Genomic DNA, 23,358 nt, shown 5'->3' on the forward strand with positions numbered 1-23,358 from the left:
GTCCGCTCATGCTTGCGCCACCCGGAAGCAAGCCGCAGCGTGGGTGCCGTCGCCAAGGTTCGGCTTGCCTGCCACGCAAGGTTCGTACTGTACCGGGCAGCGTGGCCCGAAGGCGCAACCTTGCGGCAATCGCAGCAGCGACGGCGGTGAGCCGGGAATGGCCGGCAGTCGGCGCGGCTTCTCGCCAGTCAGCGGCGGGATCGAGCCGAGCAGGGCACGCGTGTAGGGGTGTCGCGGATCCGAGAACAGCTCCGCACGACCGCCGCGTTCCACCACGCGGCCGGCATACATGACCATGACGCGGTCGGCGAGTTCGGAAACAACGCCCATGTCATGCGTAATGAAGACGACCGCGGAATTGTGCGTCGCGCGCAGCTTGCGCACGAGATCGAGGATGCCGGCTTGCACGGTGACGTCGAGCGCGGTGGTCGGCTCGTCCGCCACCAGCAGCGCGGGATTGCAGGACAGCGCCATGGCGATCACCGCCCGTTGGCGCATGCCGCCGGAAAGCTGGTGCGGGTAGCGCGACATCGCCTCGCGCGGATTGGGGAAATTCACCTCGGCCAACAGTTCCTCGACGCGCTCCAGGGCCTTGGTCTTGCTGATAGTTCTATGCGCGCGGATCTGTTCGGCGATCTGCCAGCCGATCGTGTAGACCGGGGTCAGTGCCGTCATCGGGTCCTGGAAGATCATGGCGATCTCATTGCCGCGCAGGCGCCTGAGTTCGCGCGCCGGCAATCCCACCAATTCACGGCCCTTGTAGCGGATCGAGCCTTCGATCACCGCATTGGGGTCGGTGATCAGGCCCATGACCGCCAGCAGTGATACGGTCTTGCCGGAGCCGGATTCGCCGACCACGCCGAGGATCTCGCCTTCCTCGAGGTCGAAGGAAACGCCGTCGATGGCCCGCACCAGGCCGTCATCGGTGCGGAACGATACCCGAAGGTCACGCACAGACAGCATCATGACGTCCTCACGCGCGGATCGAGAAGAATGTAGACGAAATCGACCACTGCGTTGGCAACGACCACGAACATGGAAGCGTACATGACCGTCGCCATGATCATCGGCAGGTCGAGGTTCTGCAGCGCGTCATAGGTGAGTTTGCCGATGCCATGCAGTCCGAAGACCACCTCGGTAAGCAAAGCCGAGCCGCCCACCAGTGCGCCGAAGTCGAGTCCGAACAGGGTCACGAAAGCGATGAGTGAAGTGCGCAGCGCGTGGCGCAGCAGGATGCGCGTCTCCGACAGGCCCTTGGCGCGGGCCGTGCGGATATAGTCTTCCTGCATCGATTCGATGATCGCCGCCCGCAGCACCCGCCCATAGATGCCGATATAGAGGATGGCGAGCGTGATCCATGGGATGACCAGTGTCAGGAACCAGCCCTTCGGGTCGTCGGAGAAATTCTTGTAGCCGAGCGGCGGTACCCAGGAGAACAACCAGCTGTCGTGGTAGCGGCTCTGGGTGATCAGGTTCATCACCTCGCCCAGCCAGTAGACTGGCATGGAGATGCCGAGCAGTCCCAGCGCCATCAGTAGTTTGTCGAGCCAGCTGTCGCGGGTCGCTGCTGCGACGATACCGATGATGACCGACACGACCACCCACAGGATCGCCGCCCCGAATACCAGCGAAAGCGTGACCGGGATGGAATCCAGCACCGCCGGCACCACTTTCCAGCCGCGATTGACGAAGGAGGTCAGGTCGCCGGTGATGAAGATCTTCTCCATCATCCGCACATATTGCACGTAGAGCGGTTGGTCGAAACCGAAGTTGTGGCGCACCGCTTCCAGCACTTCGGGGGAAGCGTTGCGGCCAGCGATGCGCGCCGCCGGGTCGGCGCCCGGCGTGGCGAAGAAAATCAGGAAGACGATGACCGAGATGCCGAACATTACGAACAGCATCTGACCGAAACGGCGCAGGATCGCGTAGATCATCAGTCGCGCCCCAGCCGAACCTTGGAGCGCGGGTCGAGCGCGTCGCGCAGACCGTCGCCGAAGACATTGAGCGCCATCACGGAAATCGCGATGGCAAGGCCCGGCGCCAATGCCACCAGCGGTCGCGTATAAAGCAGCGCCTGCCCATCCTGGATGATCGTGCCCCAGCTTGCGGCCGGTGGCTGCACGCCGATCGAAAGGAAGGAGAGGGCTGATTCCGTAAGCATGTTCAGTGCCATCATCAACGGCACGAACACGATGAGCGTGGTGGTGATGTTGGGCAGGATGTCGCGCCAAAGGATGCGCGATCCCGGCACGCCGAGATTGATGGCCGCCATCACGAATTCGCTGTTGCGCAACGACAGAACCTGTCCGCGGATGGGGCGCGCCACATAGGGCACATAGACGATGCCGATGATGATGACAGGCAGCCATAGGCTGCCGGATTGGATGACGATCGGCCCGATCGAAATGCCTTGCGCAATCGTGACGATGGAAAGCGAGATCGCCAGAAGATAGATCGGAAATGCCCACAAGACGTCGAGAAAACGCGACAGCACCGTGTCGGTGATCCCGCCGAAATAGCCGGCGATCAGGCCCGCCGCCGTGCCGAGGATCAGGGTGAAGATGGTGGCCGCCCCGGAGATCAACAGCGAGCTGAGCCCACCATAGAGCATCCTGGCCATGACATCCCGGCCCTGGCTGTCCGCGCCGAGAAAGTAGTTGCCAAGCCGCCAGGTCGGACCGAGCGGCGTGTAGCCAAGCCCGAGCCCCTCCGTCGACTGCTCCATCACCGGAACGTCGACGCCGTCGATCTGGATGGTGGCGTCGAGCGTAGAGGCGAATGGGTCCACACCTGCCCAGTGCGCATACAAGGGCGCACTGAAACAGGCGAGGACGATGAGGAGGAACACGGCCAGGGACGCCATGGCGGCCCTGTTCCTTGTCAGCTTCGCAAGCGCGACGGCCCAAGGCCCTCGCGTCTTGCGCGGCACGGCAACGGCTTCAATCGACACGGACGTGTCCCCTCGCGGTTCGTTACTGCACCCAGGACTGGGTGATCATCCAGTTGAACTGCCGATTGAACTTGAAATTGCCCAGGCGCTTGCTGACGAAGTCGAGCCGCTTCGGCGTAAAGAGGCCGACGGCCGGCGCCTTGTCGGTCACCTGCTTATCGATTTCGGCCCACATCTTGTCGGCCGCTTTCTGGTCGGTGACGCCGAGGTCCAGTGCCTTCTGCATCTTGGCGTCGATATCCTTGTCGCAGAAGCCCGAAATGTTGATCGAAGCGTCGGAGCCTTCACGGAAAGATGCGCAGCTGAACAGGATGTTCAGGAAGTCCGAAGCTGCGGGATAGTCCTTGTACCACTGGGTCACCGACATCTGCACTTTGTTGTTGGTGTTCTGGATGTAGGTGAACTGGATGTTGGTCGAGATCGGCTTGACGTCGGCGGCATAGCCGATGCTGGTCAGCACGCTCTGCAGATAGACGCCGATCGACCGCGATACGGCGGTGTCCTCGACGATGATGGTCACCTTCTGGCCCTTGGTGCCGGATTCCTCGACAAGCTGCTTGGCCTTGTCGAGATCAGGTGCCGACCATTTGGCGCCGGGGTTCTTGGTGAAGGGGCAATAATCCTCGTGGCCGGGGAAGTCTGGCGGCAGAACCTGGCACACCGGAGCGCCAAGCACCTTGCCGCCGAACAGCTTGACCAGAGTGTTGCGATCGACCGCATAGGCCACTGCCTGCCGCGCCTTTTCATTGTCGAACGGCGCGAGGCGGGTGTTGAGCGGGGCATACCACCATGCGGAAAGTGGCGAGATGTGGAGTTGGTCCTTGAACTTGGTGCCGAGCTCGACCAGGCGGTCGCTTGGCAGCGGGTCGAACATCCAGTCCGCTTCGCCGTTCTGGATCGCGGTGACCGCCGCTTCCTCGGAGAGGCCGAAATCATATTGGACGACATCGGGATAGCCGTCCGGCTGGGCTTCCTCGCTCCACTGCTTGAAATGCGGATTGCGGGAAACTGTCATGCCCTTGTTGGGGTCGAAGGCGGAGATCATGTAAGGGCCGGTGCTGGGAATGGGCCTGGATCCCATGTCTTCTGCGGGCGTATCCGCCGGCAGGGTCACGGCATGCGGCAACGCCAGCTTGTAGAGAAGTTCGGCATCCGGCTTGATGATGTTGATCGTAACCGTTCCGGCCGCCTCGTCGCCGACGATGCCGCCTTCGAGCGTACAGCTCTTGGTGTCGGCCAGGCATTTGTCGGCGCCGACGATGCCGGCATAGAAGGTGCCGGAGGTTGGTCCCGAAATCTTGAAGATGCGCTGGAACGAGGCGACCACGTCCTTCACGCCGAGGTCCTGGCCGCTGGAGAACTTGATGCCCTTGCGCAGCTTGAAAGTGAAGGTCTTGCCGTCATTGCTGACTTGCGGCAGCGCCTCTGCCAGGTCGGGGACGATGGTGAAGCCGTCCATGCCTTCGGCTTTGCGAAAGGCGACCAGGCCGTCATAGATCGGCTGGTACATCTGCCAGCCCTGATCGGTGTAGTTGATATGCGGGTCGAGCGTTCCGGCCGCGGCGCGGGCCAGAAGGCGAATGGTGCCACCGCGATGTTCCTTGAGATATTCGGCCTGTGCCGGAGCCAGCCATGTGCCGGCCAAGAGTGCCGCGGCCGAAGCCGCCAAGAGCAGTTTCTTCATTCTTGATTCCCCTTTTCTTAGCTGTCGTTGTGGTCCAGGAAGTCTCCCACCACCCGCATGCAGCGTTCTTGCTCTTCCACATGCGGCATGTGGCTGGAATGCTCGAATATCTCCCAGCGCGATCCCTTGATGCCGTCCTTGTAGGGCTGCACGGTCGCGGGTGTGGCCTCGTCGTAACGTCCGGAGATGATCAGGGTGGGAACATCGATGGCTGCCAGGCGGTCGACGATAGTCCAGTTCTTCAGCGTGCCGATGACGTGGAACTCGTTCGGCCCGTTCATCACATTGTAGACGGTGGGATTGCGCGCCACCTGGGCGAAGCTTTCCGCCACTTCCGGCGGAAAGGGCACGACACGGCAGACATGCCGCTCGTAAAACACCATCGTTGCCTGCTGATAGTCCGGATGGTCGGTCGTGCCGGCCTTTTCATGCCGGGTCAGGGTTTCCTGGACGTCCTCCGGCAGGTCGGCGCGAAGCCGGTTCGCTTCTTCGACCCACAGCTTCATGGAAGCCGGCGAATTGGCGATCGTCAGCGACTTCAAGCCTTGCGGGCGTGTCACTGCATATTCAGCCCCCAACATGCCGCCCCAGCTCTGGCCGAGCACATGGAAGCCACTGCGGATGCCAAGGTGGTCGACCAGGTTTTCAAGCTCGTCGATGAAAAGTTGTGGCGTCCAGAAATCGGCGCCCTTCTCCGGCAACAATGTGGAATTGCCGCATCCCAACTGGTCATAATGGATGACGGCGCGACCCCCGCAGGCGAGAAGCTTGTAGGCATCGACATAGTTGTGCGCGACGCCGGGGCCGCCATGCAGGATCACCACCGGCGCTTTGTCGCCGAGCTCGCCACTGATCCGGTACCAGGTTTCGTAGCCACCGAAGGCGGCGCGTCCTTCCTTGCGATTGATCCCTGACGACATTCCGGTTCCTGGCATTGTTGAAGGCATATTGTCGGTACCCCGCGCCACCGCCGTCTAGTTCTTGGCCCGGTTGGCCTGCACCCATTCCTCCAGCATCTGCACGCCGAACGCCGTGGCGCCCTGCCTGGCGAGCGGACGATCGGTGTCGGTCAATTCCTTGCTTGCGATGTCGAGGTGCACCCAGGGGCGGTCTTCCGTGAAATGGCGCAGGAAGGCCGCGGCGTAGGGGGCATCGCCATCTTCCATATCCTTGGCGTGATGCCTGAGATCGGCGAATGGCGACTTCAGGCCCTCGTCGTAGGCGCGGTCAAGCGGCAGTCGCCAGAACCGTTCGCCCACCGTTTCCCCCGCCGCGATCATCTGCGAGGCGAGCGCATCGTCGGTGCTGAACAGCCCTGCGAATATCGAGCCCAGGCCTCGGGTCACCGAATAGGTCAGCGTGGCCAGATCGACGATCACCGATGGGTTGAAACGTGTGGCGGCGTAGTAGAGACAGTCTGCCAGCAACAGGCGACCCTCCGCGTCCGTGTCGAACACTTCGACAGTCTGTCCCGAGGCAGTGGTGATGATGTCGCGGGGTTTCAACGCGGTGCCGGACGGCATGTTTTCGGCGATGCCGAGCACGCCGACCGCATGGACGGGGCTGCCCTGCCTGGCCAGCGCGATCAGCAAGCCGACCACGGCGGCCGCGCCACCCATGTCCCCCTTCATGTCGAACATCTGCGATCCGCCCTTGATGCAGAGGCCGCCGGAATCGAAGCAGACGCCCTTGCCGACGAAGGCAAGTGGCTGCGCGGGCGAGCCTTTGCCGCGATAGCGCAGAACGGCGACGCGCGGCGCGCGCACCGAGCCTGCTCCGACAGCGAGCAACGCGTTCATGCCGAGCTCCGTCAGCTGCGCCGCATCGAGCATTTCGACCTCGATCCCGGCTTCGCGCAAAGGCTCCAGATGATCGTGGAAACTGTCGGGGTGGAGATGGTTCGGCGGCAAGTTGACCAGCGTCCGGGCATATTCGACGCCGTCGGCGATCGCATTGATCCGCGCCAGCGCCGGGGCGAGTTCCGCGTCGCTTGCGCCGACCAATTGTACCCGCAGGGTTCGATCCGCTCCGGCACCCTGCCGCTGATTGCGCATGTCGAAACGATACCTGCGCAGCCGCATGCCAAGCGCGACGCGCGCCAGGATTTCGGCACCGGACTGGCACACATCGGCAGTGGGGTCGAGGACAAGGGTGGCCGTGCTTTCGCCCTTGCTTTCCAGATGCGCGGCCAGGGCGCCGCCGGCGCGCGCCAGCGACAGCGCGGTCACGGCTTCGGCCTTGCCCAATGCCAGGATGATCACGCGCTTGGCCGCGATTGCCTGCGGGGCAATGACATCGATGCAAGTGCTGGATTCTGCCAATGTGGCCGGGTCGGAACAAGCGCGGGACAAAATCCCACCGATCTGAGCGTCCAGTGCCGCAGCCCGTGGGCCGAAACCACTGCGGGCGGTTTGCAAGATCACGATGACGGAGGCTTCCTTGGAAATCTCGTCTGCCGCTTCGAAGACAGGCACTGGCGATTGAGGCATAAGCAGGCATTCTCCCATGCTATGGCGACGCCGGGCGAGGGCTGCTTGCGACATGCTCCTTGCGTCGAAATGCGGTTCGTCACCCATTTCGAGCTTTTGAGGTCATGCGTCAGGCTGCGTCGGCCACCGGTCAAATCCGGTAAAGCCGGCTATCGCCGTTCGTTGAATGGTGTCGGAGTCCCGAAGAGTCGTTTTCTCGTGACGACTTAGTTGTTCTTGCCTTTTTGGTATCCCCGAACGTGGGAGGTGATCAAACGCCAATTTTGTCCATATCGATTGACAAAAACTCAACTGAGAATTCATGATCGAGGAATGGCCTTACCCTCACTCAATGGCATGCGCGCTTTCGAGGCTGCCGCACGTCTCGGCAGCATCAAGGATGCGGCGGAAGAGCTGCATCTGACGCCTTCGGCGGTCAGCCGTCACATCCGTGCGCTCGAACGGAACCTCGGCCAGGAATTGTTCGAACGCGGATTTCGCCAGGTAACGGTGACGCAGCGGGGGTCCTATTACGCGCGCAGCCTCTCCGAAGCTTTCGACGCCATCTGGCGCGCAACCGACGATGTCAGCCTTTACGATGGGCCGCGTCGCAGCAAGCTCCAGCGTGTCAGGCTGCTGTGCGAACCGACTTTTCTGAACCTCTGGCTGGCGGACCGGCTGCCGAGTTTCCGTCGCGAGCATCCGTCGGTGGATCTGGAGATTTCGACTTCCGGCAAGCGGACCAACTTCGATTTGGCTATCGTCGACGAGTTTGTCTACAAGGCCGGTCCGGCGCTCACATTGATGATCCCGCTCCTGCTGACGCCGGTCTGCGCGCCTTCGCTGCTCGATGGTCCCGTACCGCTCAACTCGCCCGCAGACCTGCTCAACCATCACCTGATCCACGAATGCGAGACCACGAGGTGGAAGCAGTGGCTGGAGCAGGAGGGTATTCAGGATGGCATGCCGCATTCGGGTGCGGTTCTGCATGATTGCACCTTGATCATGCGAGAGGCGATGAACGGTGCCGGCATCGCGCTTGCCGACACGATCATGGCGCAGGACCTTTTGCGCCAGGGCAGGCTTGTCGCTCCGCTGGAGGCCCGCCACACCTATCCGGCCGGCTATTATCTGCAGCAGCGCCGCAGTGTCGGCAACAAGCCGGGCACCGGCCTGTTTCAGGATTGGCTGCTTTCCGAGGTTGCCGACCACAAGCGGGCAATGGCCATCGTCTAGGCGAAACACCAGCCTCAACGATTGCTCGTATCGCATAATCTGATTGAACGTTCATTCAATTTCTGTGGACGCGCTCCTTAACTCGTGGCAGATTTGGTTCGAGGGAGAGACGCGGCAATCATGAAAAATTGGGATGCGATCATCATCGGCGGTGGCCACAACGGTCTCGTCAATGCCTGCTATCTGCAGCGCGCCGGCCTGGATGTCGTGGTTCTGGAGCAGAAGGATTGGGTTGGCGGAGCCGCCACGAGCCGCTCGCTGACGCCGGGCTTCATCTACTCCAACTGCTCCTATGTCTGCTCGCTGTTCCGGCCAGAGATCATGCGCGACCTGGAGCTGCCGCGCTTCGGATTGCAGGTCATACCCTATGAGGGCGGGGCCGTGTTCACTCGCGACGGCGACTATCTCGCCAATTATCGCGACCACGATGCGCATCGCCGCGAATTCGCGCGGTTCTCGCCGCGCGACGCCGAAGCATATGGGCGCTATTCGCGCGACGTCACCCGTCAGTGCCGCTTCATCCAGCCGCTGCTGATGCGGACCGCCCCCGATCCGACGAGCTTCAAGCCGCGCGACATCGGCGAGCTGCTCTATCTGGGAAAGAAGTTCGCCGGTTTGACCGCCGAGGAGATGGCGCTGACATTGCGCTTCTGGACGATGTCGATTTCGGACTTCCTTGACGAATATTTCGAGACCGATGTCATCAAGGCGAACTTCGCTCTGTCGGGCATTATCGGCACGGCACTTGGGCCAATGTCGCCCGGCACGGCCTATGTTTTGCTCCACCACTATATGGTCGAGGTCGACGGCTCGGTCGGTGCCTGGGGTTATGCGCGCGGTGGCATGGGTGCCGTCACCCAGGCGCTGGCGGCCTCCTTCCAGGCTGCTGGCGGCACCATCCGCACCGGCGCTGAGGTCGAGCAGGTGCTGGTCCGCAACGGCCGCGCGCGCGGCGTGGTCCTAGCCGACGGCGAGGAGGTTCTCGGCAAGCTTGTCGCGTCCAATGCCGACGTCAAGCGCACGTTCCTCGGACTGGTCGAGGCCAAGGAACTGCCCGACATATTCCTTCGACGGGTCAAGAACTTCAAGATCCGCGGTTCGTCCGGCAAGGTGAACATCGCGCTCGATTCCATGCCGGTCTTCCCGGCATTGCCCGAGGATTCGCCCTGCTATCGCGGCGACATGCATTTCACGGATTCGGTCGAGCGCATGGAGCGCGCCTATGACGACTGGAAGGCAGGTCGCTGGTCCGCCGACCCCTTCCTCGACATGGTTATCCCGACCACGCTCGATTCGACCATGGCCGCCCCTGGCAAACATTTCATGAGTTGTTTCGTGCAATACGCGCCGCCAAAGGTGCAAGGGCGCGAATGGACCGATGCCGACCGCGACGGCTTCGCCGAAAGCGTCATCGCCCAGATCGCCGAGTATTCGCCGGGTTTCAGGGACCGGATCGTCCATATGGAGGTCCGCACGCCACGCGAGATCGAGGCCGAAACCGGCCTCACCGAAGGCAACATCTTCCAGGGCGAACTCACCTTCGACCAGCTTTTGTTCAATCGCCCGGTGCCGGGCTATGCCCAATACCGGTCACCGGTCGACGGCCTCTATCTGTGCGGTTCGTCCACGCATCCGGGCGGCGGTGTCATGGGCGCACCCGGTCGCAATGCCGCCTGTGAAATTCTGCGCGATCTCAAGCGCAGCGCCAATCATGTGAGCGGAGCCCACGATGTCATTTGATGCGATCGTCGTCGGCGGCGGCCACAACGGCCTGGTTGCGGCAACAGTACTTGCCAAGGCCGGCCGCAAGGTAACCGTGCTGGAGGCCGGCGATGCGTTTGGTGGCGCTGCGCGTACCGAGAGCTTTGCCCCCGGTTTCCGGACTTCCGTCGCGCATGTTCTCAATCGCCTGCATCCCGATGTCATAAAAACACTGGAGCTTGAGAAACATGGCCTGGCGCTCGATCGGGTCCAGCCGGTCCCGACCGTCGTGCTGGCGCAGGATGGCGAAGCGCTGGTATTGCATGGCGCTTATGGCGAACGCCTGACCGGCGTTCAGGTCCAGGAGGAACGAGCCTGGCTCGACCTGCGTGCGCAGCTCATTCGCTATGCGGGAATTCTCAAGCCGATGCTGGCGCGGCGGCCGCCCGATCTCTCCGGCATGTCCTTCGCCGAAAGCTCCGCACTTGGCATGACTGCCCTCTCTTTGCGTCGGCTTGGCAAGGAGGACATGCGTGATTTCCTGCGCATGCTGTTGATGAATGTGGCCGATGTCGCCGACGAACATCTCGGCGACGACAGGCTGAAGGGGCTCCTCGCGTTCGATGCCGTGCTCGGCAGCCATCTCGGTCCGCGCTCGCCCACCTCGCTGCTCGGGCTCTATTACCGTCTGGCGGGCGAGGTCGGTGGACAGGCGGGCGCGCAGCTCATCCCCAAGGGTGGGCTTGGCGAAATCATCGCCGCCATCACGACGAGCGCGGAAAGGGCCGGGGTTCGGCTGCGCAGCAAGGCCAAGGTCGCCAAAATACAGATCGAAAAAGGCCATGTGGTCGGCATCTTGCTGGAAGATGGCGAGCGGATCAGCGCGCCGATCGTCCTGGCCGCGGTCAACCCGGCTGCGCTCTTCATGGAACTCGTCGGTCCACGCCAACTCGACACCGGCCTGGTGCGCAAGGTCAAGAACATCCGCATGCACGGCTTCGCTGCCAAACTGCATCTCGCGCTCGACGAACCGCCGCGCTTCACCGGGGTCAGTCCCGATGACCATCGGGGCAGGCTGGTGATCGCGCCGTCGACCGACCATGTCGAACTGGCCTTCAATCCTTCGAAATATGGCGAGTTCTCATCGGAGCCGGTGATGGAGATCACCTTGCCCAGCCTTTCGGATCCGTCACTGGCTCCGGCGGGGGCGTGTATGCTGTCGGCCGTTGTTCAATTCGCGCCCTATGCACTGAAGCAAGGTTGGGATGTTGGCAAGTCGCTGTTCCTGCAGGCGATCATGGCGCAGCTGGAACGCTTTGCGCCGGGCATTGGCAAAAGCGTGCGGCACGCGGAACTCCTGACGCCGCTCGACATCGAACAGCGCTATCATATGCCCGGTGGCCACTGGCACCATGGCGAACTGCAGGCCGACCAGATGCTGATGTCGCGCCCGATCGCTGGCTGCGCCGGTTACAACACACCCATCGACGGTCTGTTTCTGGCGGGATCGGGTTCTCATCCTGGCGGCGGCGTTTCAGGTGTGCCGGGGCTCAACGCGGCACGACGTGTCTTGGCGAGGGGATGAGGCGATGCGCAACACCGATATGACCAATGCCCCATCCGGACACGTACTGCGGATTGCCAGGCAGCAGCATTTCCGCACCCTTCGTTTGCCGACGCCATTCCAGCCACGCATCGAAGCGTTGGCCGCCAGGCAGGATTGGTACAGCTGGAGCGGCTACAAGGCGCCGTTGTCGCTGTGGGATGAAGAGCTCGAATATTTCGCAATTCGCAGCCAGGCGGCGCTCTTCGACATTTCTCCCATGGTCAAATACCTCGTCGAGGGCGATGATGCCGAGGCGTTCCTCAATCGGGTAACGCTCCGGGACGTCGCCAAGCTCAAACCCGGCAAGGTTCACTATACGGCGTGGTGCGACGATGGCGGCCATGTTCTCGACGACGGCACGCTATTTCGGTTCTCCACCGACAGGTTCCGTCTGTGCTGTCAGGAACGCCACCTGCCATGGCTGTTGGACAGCGCTATCGGTTTTGATGTCAGTGTATCTGAGGAGACCGAAGCGGTTGCCGGTCTGGCCCTGCAAGGTCCGACCGCCTATGCCGTCTTGCGCGATGCCGGCTTTGCCGGTGTAGAGAAGCTACGGATTTTTGATCTTGCCGATTTTCCGCACGAAAACGGCGCGGTGACGATCTCGAGAACCGGATTTACCGGTGATCTCGGCTACGAATTGTTCGTGCCGTCCGATCTGGCGCTCAGCCTGTGGGACCGGCTGGTGACGGCCGGCCGCGAGCACGGCATCCGCCCGATCGGTTACACCGCACTCAACCGGGCGCGCATCGAGGCGGGATTGATTGTCGCCAACGCGGATTTTGTCACCGCGGACCACGCCATTCGCGCCGATCGTCCGTGCATGCCCGACGAGATCGGGCTCGGCTTCATGGTCGATCCCGACAAGGGGCATTTCAACGGGCGTTGAGCGATCCTGGCCGCGCGGCGCGACAAGACGCTGAAGCGCATTCTGGTGGGTCTGGAAATCGAGGGCAACGTTCTGGCCGAACACGCCATCGTCTATCATCGTGGCAAACGCGAAATCGGCCTGGTCACCGCCGCGATCTGGTCGCCGACGGCAAAGCGCAACATCGCGATTGCCAGTTTGCAGCGACCTTACGGCGATACGATCGTTGACGATCTCTGGGTCGAAATCTATGCGATGCGGGAATTGCAGTATCACAAGATGATGAAGCGGGCGAAAGTCGTGCCGCGACCCTTCATCAAGCTGGAGCGTCGCTCAGCCTTCCCGCCGGGTGAGCGTTAGAGGCAAGGGATGCCGGTTGCTTGCGGGTCGCAACGATGCGACCGTCGGTGCGGTGCCGGCCTCGCGTTTATCTGGCGGCGTCGGCTAGCGCGGCAAGCTCGGTGTGCGTCAGCGTGATCGTGTAGTGATAGTTCGAGCCTTTCGCATACATGTCGCGTGCGACGATCGACAGCGATACGCCACCGTCTCGCGTGGAGACATCCTCCTTGGCCAATCGGCGGTCAAAAAGCTCTTTGACATCGCCGTCGCGTTTCGCGGGTCGCACACACATACGCATCTATGTTCGCCTCCTGCCTGGTTTTAACGCGGACCGAACTCTTGTCCGAACAACAGCGCTCGAAGAGCGGCCGGTTGATCTCTGCCGGCCTACAATCGACCCGACGCGCACCGCCAACCATGAAATGGCTCACACTGGGTCGCGTCCGCCGATCGGCTCGCGGCATCGGCCCGTGTTTATCTGTCCTGCGAGACCGTGGGTTTTGCGGTCGACGGGTCTCGGGTGTATAATTTCGCTGTTCAGTCGGCGGCCGAAATCGGGCTCGGCTGCATGGGGCGACACACCAGCCCTTTGAGGAGGGAGTGCTATGTCATTCCTTCATCTGGACACGAAATATCCCTCGCGGTTCCTGAGCGATTGGGGCGTACCCATCGTCGCCGCCATCATCATTCTGTTCTCGGTCTACTTGATGATCTGAGGCGTCCCGAAGATGGCGGAACTGGTTGTTTTGAGGTCCGCGTGCGACCGGAGGCGATCTGCGCCGGCCGAACTGAAAACTGCCATGTCGGCAATCGCTGAAACGGGCTTGCCGCGAGGCATTTCCCGCTTGCCCCAACAATACATGTAAGTTTCGCATTCCTGTAACAAAGCTGCTAGCATCAGCTTGTCGTTCTCAGTATGACAGCTGCACTTTGTTGTCGGCTGGAGCGGTTGGAAGGCGGATGGGTTACGTGTCAATCAACATGCCGAGGTAGTGACTTTGGCTCAACGGCAAAAACAGATCGCGTCACAGGAAAACGAGGAGCGGAAACTCCGCTATCTGGTCGTTCATGACTGGATCCTCGATTTCATTGCCACGAACAATTTGAGCGGCGGCGACAAATTGCCGAGCACGACTGAACTCGCCAAGTTGACAGGCGTCAGCCTGATCTCGGTGCGTCATGCGCTGGACAAGCTGGAACATTCCGGCCGGATTCACCGTCATCAGGGCATCGGGACCTTCGTCGCCAGGGATCGCATCGTCAGCGAACCCAGTCGGGCTGGGCGCCTTCTGGAAACGCTTTCACCTTCGGGCAGCGGGCCTGAGCTTGCCACGGAACTGCTCGGCATCAACATCGGTTCGCCCAGCCCCGAGATCGCCAAGGCGCTGTCGATCGAACTCGGCCAGCCGGTCTGGGAGATCATCAGGCGGCGCAGCTTTCGGACAACCCCGGCGATCCTGGAACAGGCGGTGTTGCCGCTCAGCCTCGTGCCGGCGATCGACGACAAGGATCTCGAAGCGGGCGACTCGCTTTATGCCTTGCTTGCCGAACGCTACGGCCTGCGGGACGACTATGTCGAACAATCGCTGGAAGTGGACAGGCCGACACCCACCGAGCGCGAGATACTCGACCTCGGTTCGCGCGACCAGGTCGTGCGCATCAGGGGCGTTTCCTTCACCGCCGACGGCAAGGCCTTCGATTGTTATCAGCAGACCTACAAGGCCTCGGATTTCGTATTCTATACGTCCGGGTCGGGAAGCCGGCACCTGCTGCAGCCAACCGACATGAAACAATGGGTGGTGCTGCCACTGCATGGCAGCAAGCGCTCGGTTCTGCCGGTTGCGAAGAAGTCGTCCGGGCGCTCAGGCCGTTAAATCGGCCAGCGCGGACCGTTCCGGATCAGGATGGGGAATGCTGGCCAGCAACGCGCGCGTATAGGGCGCCTTGGGCGAACCGACGACCGCTGCAGCGTTGCCTTCTTCCACGATCCTGCCTTGATGCATGACGGCGATGCGGTCGGCGTAGTGAACCGCTGTCGACAGGTCGTGCGTGATCATAAGGATACCCATTTTGGAATCCGTGCGCAGCTCATTGAGCAGTTCGAGCACGCCGGCGCGCACTGATACGTCGAGCATCGAAACCGGCTCATCGGCCAACAGCAGTTCCGGCTTGAGCACGATGGCGGCTGCAATTGCAACGCGTTGCCGCTGACCGCCGGAAAGCTCATGCGGGAACCGGTTGAGATAACGTTCGACGGGCGTCAGCCCGACGCGTTCGAGAGCCGCGCAGATCAGCATCTCGCGCTCCTTCGCCGTGAGGCCGATGCCATGAACACGCAACGGTTCCTCGACCGTGGAGCGGACGCGATAGCGCAGGTCGAGCGACTCGTAGGGATCCTGGTAGATCATCTGGACATGGCGTCGAAGCGGTCGCCAATGGCGGCTCTTGAGATGAGTGACGTCGTGGCCGTTGATACGAATGGAACCGCTGCGCGCCTTGATCATGCCAAGCACGGCCTGCAGCGTCGTCGTCTTGCCGCTGCCGGATTGGCCGACAAGTGCCACCATCTCGCCGCGGTCAACATGGATCGAGACGTTCTCGACGGCGGCGGGGATTTGAGGGTCTTGCCCACGTATCATGTCGCGGAAGGTGCGGGCGCGTGGGTATGATACGGTGATATCCCGCACGTCGAGCAGGGGCGAGGCACTTGGTGCCTTGTCCGGCGCCGCTGAACCGCTTTGGTTCGCCTTTGCCGCCGAGAACACGTCAGGCGTCGCCTCGAAAAGCTTGCGAGTGTATTCGTGCTGGGGGCGATGATAGAGATCGCCAACCTCTCCCTGTTCGATCACTTCGCCTTTCAGCATCACGGCCGCGCGGTGGCAGCTCTGGGCGACGACGGCGAGATCGTGGGTGACGAGCACAAGCGCCAGGTTCAGCTCCTTGCTGAGCCGCACCAGCAGCTTCATCACCTGATCCTGCACCATCACGTCCAGCGCGGTCGTCGGTTCGTCGGCCAGCAACACCTTGGGTTCGCAGGCCAGGGCCATCGCGATCATGGCGCGCTGGCGCATGCCGCCGGAAAGCTGATGCGGAAAGCGCCCGGCGTGATCCGCAGGTATGCCGACCAGTTCCAGAAGCTCACCGATCCGGCGCGCCATGGCGACACCGCGCGCGACACCGTGCATCTGCATGGCCTCCGCGATCTGCCAGCCTATGGTCTTGACCGGATTGAACGCACTCATCGCGCCCTGGAACACCATGGCGATGTCCTTCCAGCGGTGGGGGGCGATGCTTGCCTCGCCGTTCCGCAGAATATCCTGTCCGCCAAGCAGGATGCGGCCGGACACTTCCGCGTTTGCCGGCAAAAGTCCCATGGCGGCAAGGATGGTGGTTGTCTTGCCGGAACCGGATTCGCCGACCAGTCCAATGCGCTCGCCAGGTGCGAGTTCGATGTTGACGTTCTTCACGACATGAAATTCGGCGCGGCGGCCGCCGGCATTGGTGCCGAACCAGATATTCAAGTCCTGGATTGCGAAGGCGCTGCTCAACCTGGAGTTCCTTGTCATATCGCGTCCGGTCCACGGCCGACGAGCGGGCGCAGTTTCCAGCCATGCAATGAAAGATATGAGACCTTGAGCCGTGGGTTCAGCCCGTCTTCGATGGAGCGGCCGAGCATGTAGCAGCCCATGATCAGCACGGCGACGGCAACGCCTGCCGGGACGATCGCCCACCAGGCGCCGCTGCTGACGGCCGCACGGTCGAAGGCGTGCTCCATAATGGTGCCCCAGGTGATCGCCGTGGGGTCCGAAAGGCCGAGGAATGCGAGCGCGGTCTCGTTGAAGATGGCGACTGTGATGGCCAGCACCGTGTTGGCGACAAGAAGCGGCCCGATCTGCGGGATGATGTGGCGCATGATGATGTGGAGATGGCTGGCGCCCAGCGCCTCGACCCGCTTCACATAGACCCGTTCGCGCAGGCTCTTGACCTGGGCGCGGATCAGTCGTGCCGTGCTGGTCCACATCAGGGCGCCGATGACGATGATGACGTGAGACAGGCTCGGCCCCCACACCGCGGCGATCACGATCATCAGCACGATCTGCGGGATGACCAGGAAATAGTCGGTGATGCGCATCAGAACAGTATCGACCCAACCGCCGAAATAGCCCGAAAGAACGCCGATCGTGGCGCCGATGCCGATGGCGATCAGTGTCGCGATGGCGCCGACGATCATGGAAATGCGGCCGCCGCGCAACACAAGGCTGAACACGTCGATGCCGCCATCGTCGCAGCCGAACCAGTGTTGCCAGGAAGGCGGCTCGAAAACGGCGCATGTCGCTTCATGGACGCTGTAAGGTTCGATCAGCGGCGAAATGAGCGCGAGCAGAACGAACACGGCAACGATGGCCGAGCCCACCAGTGCCGCGGGTTGATGCAGCACATCGTTCAACATCGGCCAGAAACCGAGACGCGTCTCGGTTTCTGGGGCAGTGGCCCCAGGCAGGGAAAGGGTCATGTCGTTATCCGGGGATCAAGCTTGTAGTAGATGAGGTCGGCGATCAGGTTGAAGGTGATCACCACGACGGTGATGGCGAGGAACCCGCCCTGCAGCATCGGATAGTCGCGCTTGAGCACCGCAGTGTAGAGCGCGCGGCCGATACCCGGCCATGAGAAGATGACCTCGATCAGGATGGAGCCGGTGACGACCGCACCGAGCGACATTGCCACCATGGTGACGATGGGCAGCATGGCGTTGCGCAAGGCGTGCGCGCGGATGAGCCGGTGGCGCGGCACGCCCTTGGCCTTCGCCGTCAGGATATAGTCCTCGCCCAGCGTTTCCAGCATGGCGGAACGGACGATAAGCGCATTCTCGGCGAAGAGTGTCAGCGCCAGCGTCGCCACCGGCAGGATCATGTGTTTGAGCGTGTCGAGAAAGACATCCCACTGCGAACCGCCGATGGCGAATGGGTCGCTCATGCCTGCGGAAGGCAGGACCCCGGCGAAGATGATGAGAAGCATCATGCCCAGGAATTGCGTTGGGAACGCGTAGAACAAGACGGCGATATTGGTGCTGAGGTGATCGGTCGCGCTGCCCCGGCGCACGGCGGAAATCACGCCGACGAGGCCGCCCATCATCAGCGCCAGGACCGTTCCCGTCGCCACCATGGGGATGGTGTTGCCAAATGCCTCGATCAAATTGTCGAGCACGGGCTGACGGTTCATGTAGGAAACGCCAAGATTGCCGTGCAGCGTCTGTTGGAGATAGAGCAGATATTGCTCCCAAATCGGCTTATCGAGGCCGAACTGCGCGGTAAGCGCCTGCTTGAGCGCCGGGGATGCGTTCGGCACACGCGATATCTGGCTAATAGGCCCGCCAGGAAGGACGCGGAACAGGATAAAGTTAAGCGTCAGGGCAACGAAAACCGTGACCACAGCGAAAACGATTCGCTTCCATACAAAGGCCGAACCCCGCAATGCCTCGCTCCTCCCAAGCACCTTGACATGCACTTATCATACTCAGTAGCCTGAATATGAAGCAAGTACCCATTTTGGGGATTCTTGCATCTCGGGAGATGACAATGAAAAAGAAGCCTCACCAGAGTTGGAACATGCGTACCCTAACGTTTGCCGCAGCGGTCGCCGCCGCGACGGTCTTTCAGGCGCCGTTTACGCCAGCTGCCTCCGCGGCCGAGATCCTGCGCATCGGCGCCACGCAGCCGATCGACTCACTCAATCCATTTGTCTCGGATTCAGACTACAGCTCGGTCATGTACCAATATGTGTACCCACATCTGACCGAATATGATGCCAAGCTGCAGATCGTGCCATCGTTCGCGACCAAGTGGGAGGTGTCGGAAGAAGGCAAGGTCTGGACGTTCCACACCATTCCGGGAGCAAAATGGTCGGACGGCGAGCCGCTGACGGCAAAAGACGCGGCCTTCACCTTCAATATGATCCGCAAGTTTCAGACCGGAACTACAGGCAAACTGGCCGGCTGGGTCGCCCACATGGCGGATGCCCAGGCTTCCGACGACAACACCCTGGTGCTCACCTATAAGCTGCCGGTCGCCAATGTGCTGACGCAACTCCAGGCGCTTCCTATTCTCCCGCGGCATGTGTGGGAGCCCCTCACGGAAGGAAATGGCGAACAGATATCGACCTTCCCCAACACGGCACCGGTTGTGGCGGGTGGTCCCTTCGTGCTGACCAAGCACGACAATGAGCAGATTGCGCTCTTCGCTCGCAATCCGAACTGGTGGGGTAAGAAAAAGCCGGTCATCGACGGTTTCGGCCTGCAGTTCTTCGCCAATGACGATGCCATGATCACCGCCCTCGTGACCGACAAGCTCGACATGATTGGCGAGCAGACACCACCGACTGCCGTGGAGACCCTGAAAAAGGCCGGCATGACGGTGCTGAGCGGGCCGAGCGTTGGAATGAAAACGCTCATCATCAACACCAGCCCGGACAAGCCCAAGAACCGGGAACTGCTTGATCCGAAGGTGCGCGAAGCGCTGGAATACGCCATTGATCGCGAGACTATCGACAAGATCGTCTGGCTCGGGTTCTCGGCGCCCGGTTCGACCATCGTAGCACCGGCAACCGGCTTCCACGACGAGGCGATCAAGCCGCTGCCCTATGATACCGACAAGGCCAACGAAATCCTGGAGGGCAAGGGGTTCAAGAAGGGGGGCGACGGTATCCGGGTCGTGGACGGCAAACGCATGTCCTACGAAGTGATCTTCCCGACGGAAGAGAATGGCACGGGCGATCGCGCTTTCCAGATCATCCAGGCCGGCTTCAAGAAGATCGGCATCGAGGTAACCCAGCGCAAGATGGATCCAGGTGCGGCCACCGAGGCCATTCACGCGCCTGAGGCCAAATACCTTGATTACGACTTCGCGATGTGGAGCTGGGTGCCGCCGGTGGAGCCGGACTTCATGCTGAGCATCGTTACCTGCGGGGCGCGCGGCGGAAACAGCGACAGCGGTTACTGCAACGCCGACTACGACAAAATGTATCTGAAGCAGGGCACGCTGCTCGACAAGAAGGAGCGGTTGGCCGAGATTTCGGCGATGCAGAAGCACATTTTCGAAGCGCGTCCTTACATCGTGCTCAACTATCCAAACGTCATCGAAGCCCACAGCCCGAAATGGGATGGTTTCGTGCTTTCGCCTCTGGTCGGTTCGGTCAACAATCTGTCGACTGAGACGCTGATGAACGTCCACAAGGTGAAATAAGCATGATCGAGGTGCGGCTCAGCAGCGACCGTGCGGTCCTTAAGAATGCGGACATCCTGGTGATGCCCGCATTCGCCGGGCCCCACGGCCCGGAGTTTGCCGACGCCGGGCTGTCCGGCAGTTCGGCGCATGGTCAATCCGTCGCCATGCTGCGTCGCGACGGTCTGTTCAAGGGCACGTCCGGCCAGCTTTCGGCGCTGCTGGTGCCCTCGCAGGACGGACCGGCCGTGCTTGCGGTTGGCGTCGGGTCGCGGGAAGCCTTCACCGCAAACATCCTGCGCGAGGCCTTGATGCCCGCGGCGCATTTCTTGCGGGACAGGGGGCGATGTGTCGTCAGCCTGGACGGGCTCGGTTCAGACCAGGCCTCGATAGCGCGAGCTGCGGCGGAAGCTTGCCTGATCGGTACCTATGACCGGTCTGACAAGGCGGAGACGGTCGTCGACCTGCTGGCGACCGGCGCCAACGTGAAACGCGGCTTCGAGATTGGCAGGGTCGCGGGCAGGGCGGTCAACTGGGTGCGCGACCTTGTCGAGACGCCGGGCGGCGATCTCATCCCGGAGCGTCTGGCGCAGGTGATTGCCGAACGCGCGCAGCAGTTGGGCATCGATGCCGAGATATGGGACGAGGCGGAACTCGCCAAACGCGGCTTCGGAGCGACGCTGGCGGTGGGCCGCGGCAGTTCCAACAAACCGTTCGTGTTGTGTCTCAATCCGGCTCGGTCGAAGGCGCGGTTGGGATTGGTTGGCAAAGGCATCACCTTCGATTCCGGCGGCATCAACCTGAAACGCACCCTTCAGGAAATCGCCTGGATGAAGGCCGACATGGCCGCCGCTGCCGCGGTGGCTGGCGCCATTTTCGCGGCGGCGGAAATTGGCCTAGACCCGGACGTGACCGCACTGTTGCCGCTGGCGGAGAACATGCCGGGCGGTCATGCCTTGCGCCCCGGCGATGTCGTTCGTCATCCCGACGGACGGCGCACTGAAGTTGTCGACACCGATTGCGAGGGCCGCTTGGTGTTGGCCGACGCTGTCGCCTATCTGGCGCGCGGCGGGGTCGGTGAGATCATCGACGTTGGTACGCTGACGGACGGCGGTGGCGTTGGTCCCTTGCTGTGGGGTTGCTGGTCTACGTCGCCCTCCCTCGCGCAAGAGCTGGGTGGAGCCGGCGAGATCGCGGGCGAGCCGGGCTGGCACCTGCCGCTGCGAGTGGAATACGAGCGTCTGATTGAGTCGAGTGTCGCCGACATCGCTAATGCCCCGCTCTCGGTGCCCGACAGTGGTCAGTTAGCCGCCACTTACTTGCGGACATTTGCCGGCAATACGCCCTGGCTCCACCTCGACAATGGGTCGAGCGCCTATCTGGATCAGGGCTTTGCCCCCTGGCCTGTCGGAGCCACCGGCTCGCCGGTGCGGGCATTGTTGCAGCTCCTGCTCAGCCGCGCGGGTGAACAATGACATCTTCGGAAACCGTGCTGCGCCGGCTGCGCGAGCTGGCGCATGAGTTCACGCAACATTGGCCTGTGCCGGGCGGGATCATCGTCGCCGTTTCGCGTGACGCGACCCTGCTCGAGCTGCCCTTCGGCCAGGCCAATATCGACGCAGCCTTGCCCGTGGGACGCGATCATCTGTTTGCGATCGGTTCGATCAGCAAGGCCTTTGTCGGCCTGACGATCCTGCAGCTTGCCGGGGAGGGAAAGCTCGACCTCGACAAGCCCATCACCACCTATCTGCCCTGGTTCAGCGTCGGCTCAGACTATCCGATGTTTTCGCTCCGCCACCTGCTGAACCATTCCGCTGGATTGCCGGCTGGCACGGACTCGTTGCCGGACGAACTCGGTCAGGGGTGGTGGCTGAGGGAGCTATCGACCGGTTTTGAGCCCGGAACAGCCTTTCACTATTCCAACATCGGCTACATCCTGCTGGGGCTTGTCGTGTCTGCCGTAACCGGCAGGCCGACGGTGGAGGCGTACAGGGAAAGACTGCTCGAGCCGCTTGGAATGGCGGATAGTGTCGCCTGCATCTCCAACCGGGAGCGTCACCGCTTCGCCGTGGGCTATGCGCCGATGGCAGACGATCGCCCTTGGGTTCCTGGCGATGTCTTGGCGCCCGCGACATGGTTCGAAACCAACACCTCCGATGGAAACATCGCCGCGACCGGCCCGGATCTCGCGCGTTTCGTGCGTATGCTGCTCGGTGCCGGCCGCCTGGATGGAAGAGCGGTTGCCAGCGAGAATGCATACCAGCAGCTGACCGGCCTTCTGGCGCCGTGCGGCGAACCGATCGTGGAATTTCTGGCAGACGCCGGCGTCGAAAAGAGCGTCTATGGTCTCGGCATCAATGTCGAAACGATCAGGGGTGCTCGCTGTCTCACCCATGGCGGCGGCATGGTGGGTTACGCCACCTTCATCCTGGCAGACCTTGACCACGACGTCGGCATCGCCGTGTTGACCAACGCCAATGGCGACTGCCCGGCAGCGCAGGTGCTTGCCCGCGCCGCGCACGCATGGCTGACAGGCGCGGAAATGGAAATGCCGGCCACGGAGCTCGATCTGGATGTGCGCGATCCTCTCGCCTTCGAACCCGCGATGCTGGGCGATTTCTCTGCCCGCACGCCCGAAGGCGAATTGATAACGCTCACCTTTACAGTCGACGAGAACGGCAAGGTTTTGGTTTCGGGCAAGAGCGCTACGGCGCGCGTCTTCAAAACCTGGTCGACGCGATATGTCACTAATCATCCAGCCTTGAGCACGTTCCACCTGACCTTCGCTTCGACGCAGAATGGCGACGATCAAGAGGTCATCTGGAACTGCGGCCCGCTCGAACTGCGCCGCGTGCCGGCGCCGTTGACCAAGAGCGGCAAGGCTGCGCCCGCATGTGTTGGTCATTATCGCTCGCATTCGCCCTGGTTCACCAATTTCCGCATCGTGTCACGTGGCGGGCGGCTGTTCCTGATCGCGCCGGGCGGCGTCGAGGCACCTGGCGAAGACCTGGAACTGGTGGAGTTGAAGTCAAGTGTCTTTCGGATCGGGGCCGAACTCCATGCGCCGGAGCGCTTGGTGCTCGGACCAATGGTCGACGGCAAGATTGTTTCGGTGACCAGGGACGGCAATCGCTATTCGCGGACTTTCACCGATTGATCCAGGCCGGCGACGCCGCGATCGGCGGGCCGACCGTCAAAACCGATTTCTTTGTCTCCACGAATATTCGTTCCCGCATTGACAGCTCATCATACTCATTATAATAAGTATGCAAACTGTTCTCCAGGAGAG

At 61.9% G+C, this 23,358-nt stretch carries 17 protein-coding genes and 1 pseudogene; 8 read left to right on the forward strand and 10 right to left on the reverse strand.

All coding sequences use genetic code 11. The features are described from left to right. Positions 1-6: 6 nt before the first annotated feature. From QFZ88_RS20700 to QFZ88_RS20725, 6 genes are read right to left on the reverse strand one after another with little or no spacing between them, the layout of a single operon-like run. Positions 7-966, reverse strand: a complete 960-nt coding sequence (locus tag QFZ88_RS20700; protein WP_024926445.1) for an ABC transporter ATP-binding protein — start codon at positions 964-966, stop codon at positions 7-9. Continuing rightward, a complete protein-coding gene (locus tag QFZ88_RS20705) occupies positions 963-1,934 on the reverse strand; it encodes an ABC transporter permease (RefSeq protein WP_024926446.1) in 972 nt (323 codons plus the stop codon). The genes QFZ88_RS20700 and QFZ88_RS20705 overlap by 4 nt, the downstream gene beginning before the upstream one ends. After that, complete coding sequence (locus QFZ88_RS20710) at positions 1,934-2,950, reverse strand: ABC transporter permease (protein WP_024926447.1); 1,017 nt, start codon at positions 2,948-2,950, stop codon at positions 1,934-1,936. Before QFZ88_RS20710 ends, QFZ88_RS20705 begins: the two co-directional genes overlap by 1 nt. Before the next feature lie 22 nt (positions 2,951-2,972). Then, a complete protein-coding gene (locus QFZ88_RS20715) occupies positions 2,973-4,634 on the reverse strand; it encodes an ABC transporter substrate-binding protein (RefSeq protein WP_024926448.1) in 1,662 nt (553 codons plus the stop codon). Positions 4,635-4,651: 17 nt separating this feature from the next. Continuing rightward, positions 4,652-5,554 (reverse strand): proline iminopeptidase-family hydrolase, encoded by a 903-nt coding sequence (locus QFZ88_RS20720; RefSeq protein WP_024926449.1) that lies wholly within the window; start codon positions 5,552-5,554, stop codon positions 4,652-4,654. Positions 5,555-5,608: 54 nt separating this feature from the next. Beyond that, positions 5,609-7,123 (reverse strand): leucyl aminopeptidase, encoded by a 1,515-nt coding sequence (locus tag QFZ88_RS20725; protein ID WP_024926450.1) that lies wholly within the window; start codon positions 7,121-7,123, stop codon positions 5,609-5,611. Positions 7,124-7,435: 312 nt separating this feature from the next. On the opposite strand from QFZ88_RS20725, the gene QFZ88_RS20730 reads away from it, so the two are divergent. From QFZ88_RS20730 to QFZ88_RS20745, 4 genes and pseudogenes are all read left to right on the forward strand, one after another. Then, entirely contained in the window at positions 7,436-8,338 is a 903-nt protein-coding gene (locus tag QFZ88_RS20730) for a LysR family transcriptional regulator (protein WP_024926451.1), read from the forward strand. Positions 8,339-8,458: 120 nt separating this feature from the next. Continuing rightward, a complete protein-coding gene (locus tag QFZ88_RS20735) occupies positions 8,459-10,078 on the forward strand; it encodes a phytoene desaturase family protein (protein WP_024926452.1) in 1,620 nt (539 codons plus the stop codon). After that, positions 10,068-11,624 carry a phytoene desaturase family protein gene (locus QFZ88_RS20740; RefSeq protein WP_024926453.1) on the forward strand — a complete coding sequence of 519 codons (1,557 nt, stop codon included), beginning with the start codon at positions 10,068-10,070 and terminating at the stop codon, positions 11,622-11,624. The genes QFZ88_RS20735 and QFZ88_RS20740 overlap by 11 nt, the downstream gene beginning before the upstream one ends. Before the next feature lie 4 nt (positions 11,625-11,628). After that, positions 11,629-12,873 (forward strand): annotated as a pseudogene (locus QFZ88_RS20745) (aminomethyltransferase family protein). 67 nt (positions 12,874-12,940) lie between these two features. Here QFZ88_RS20745 and QFZ88_RS20750 read toward each other — a convergent pair. Then, entirely contained in the window at positions 12,941-13,150 is a 210-nt protein-coding gene (locus QFZ88_RS20750; RefSeq protein WP_137901164.1) for a hypothetical protein, read from the reverse strand. Positions 13,151-13,850: 700 nt separating this feature from the next. On the opposite strand from QFZ88_RS20750, the gene QFZ88_RS20755 reads away from it, so the two are divergent. Next, a complete protein-coding gene (locus QFZ88_RS20755) occupies positions 13,851-14,726 on the forward strand; it encodes a GntR family transcriptional regulator (protein ID WP_024926455.1) in 876 nt (291 codons plus the stop codon). Here the strand turns inward: QFZ88_RS20755 and QFZ88_RS20760 are convergent. Genes QFZ88_RS20760 through QFZ88_RS20770 form a run of 3 tightly spaced genes read right to left on the reverse strand, consistent with a single transcriptional unit; the run spans position 14,715 to position 18,357 of the window. After that, positions 14,715-16,400, reverse strand: coding sequence for a dipeptide ABC transporter ATP-binding protein (locus tag QFZ88_RS20760; RefSeq protein WP_036255332.1), 1,686 nt, complete (start codon positions 16,398-16,400; stop codon positions 14,715-14,717). The two genes, QFZ88_RS20755 and QFZ88_RS20760, sit on opposite strands and share 12 nt — an antisense overlap. 14 nt (positions 16,401-16,414) lie before the next feature. Further along, the gene (locus QFZ88_RS20765) at positions 16,415-17,365 is read right to left on the reverse strand and encodes an ABC transporter permease (RefSeq protein ID WP_024926457.1); all 951 of its coding nucleotides are present in this window, start codon (positions 17,363-17,365) and stop codon (positions 16,415-16,417) included. Next, positions 17,362-18,357, reverse strand: coding sequence for an ABC transporter permease (locus tag QFZ88_RS20770; protein ID WP_307419066.1), 996 nt, complete (start codon positions 18,355-18,357; stop codon positions 17,362-17,364). Before QFZ88_RS20770 ends, QFZ88_RS20765 begins: the two co-directional genes overlap by 4 nt. Positions 18,358-18,428: 71 nt before the next feature. On the opposite strand from QFZ88_RS20770, the gene QFZ88_RS20775 reads away from it, so the two are divergent. Genes QFZ88_RS20775 through QFZ88_RS20785 form a run of 3 tightly spaced genes read left to right on the forward strand, consistent with a single transcriptional unit; the run spans position 18,429 to position 23,226 of the window. After that, positions 18,429-20,090, forward strand: a complete 1,662-nt coding sequence (locus tag QFZ88_RS20775; RefSeq protein WP_036257095.1) for an ABC transporter substrate-binding protein — start codon at positions 18,429-18,431, stop codon at positions 20,088-20,090. Between the two features lie 2 nt (positions 20,091-20,092). After that, positions 20,093-21,544 carry a leucyl aminopeptidase family protein gene (locus QFZ88_RS20780; protein ID WP_024926460.1) on the forward strand — a complete coding sequence of 484 codons (1,452 nt, stop codon included), beginning with the start codon at positions 20,093-20,095 and terminating at the stop codon, positions 21,542-21,544. Then, on the forward strand, positions 21,541-23,226 hold the full coding sequence (locus QFZ88_RS20785) for a serine hydrolase domain-containing protein (RefSeq protein WP_024926461.1): 1,686 nt from the start codon (positions 21,541-21,543) through the stop codon (positions 23,224-23,226). Before QFZ88_RS20780 ends, QFZ88_RS20785 begins: the two co-directional genes overlap by 4 nt. Positions 23,227-23,358 lie beyond the last annotated feature (132 nt).

The organism is Mesorhizobium sp. YL-MeA3-2017, assembly GCF_030814575.1.
GTDB classification, from domain to species: domain Bacteria; phylum Pseudomonadota; class Alphaproteobacteria; order Rhizobiales; family Rhizobiaceae; genus Mesorhizobium; species Mesorhizobium terrae.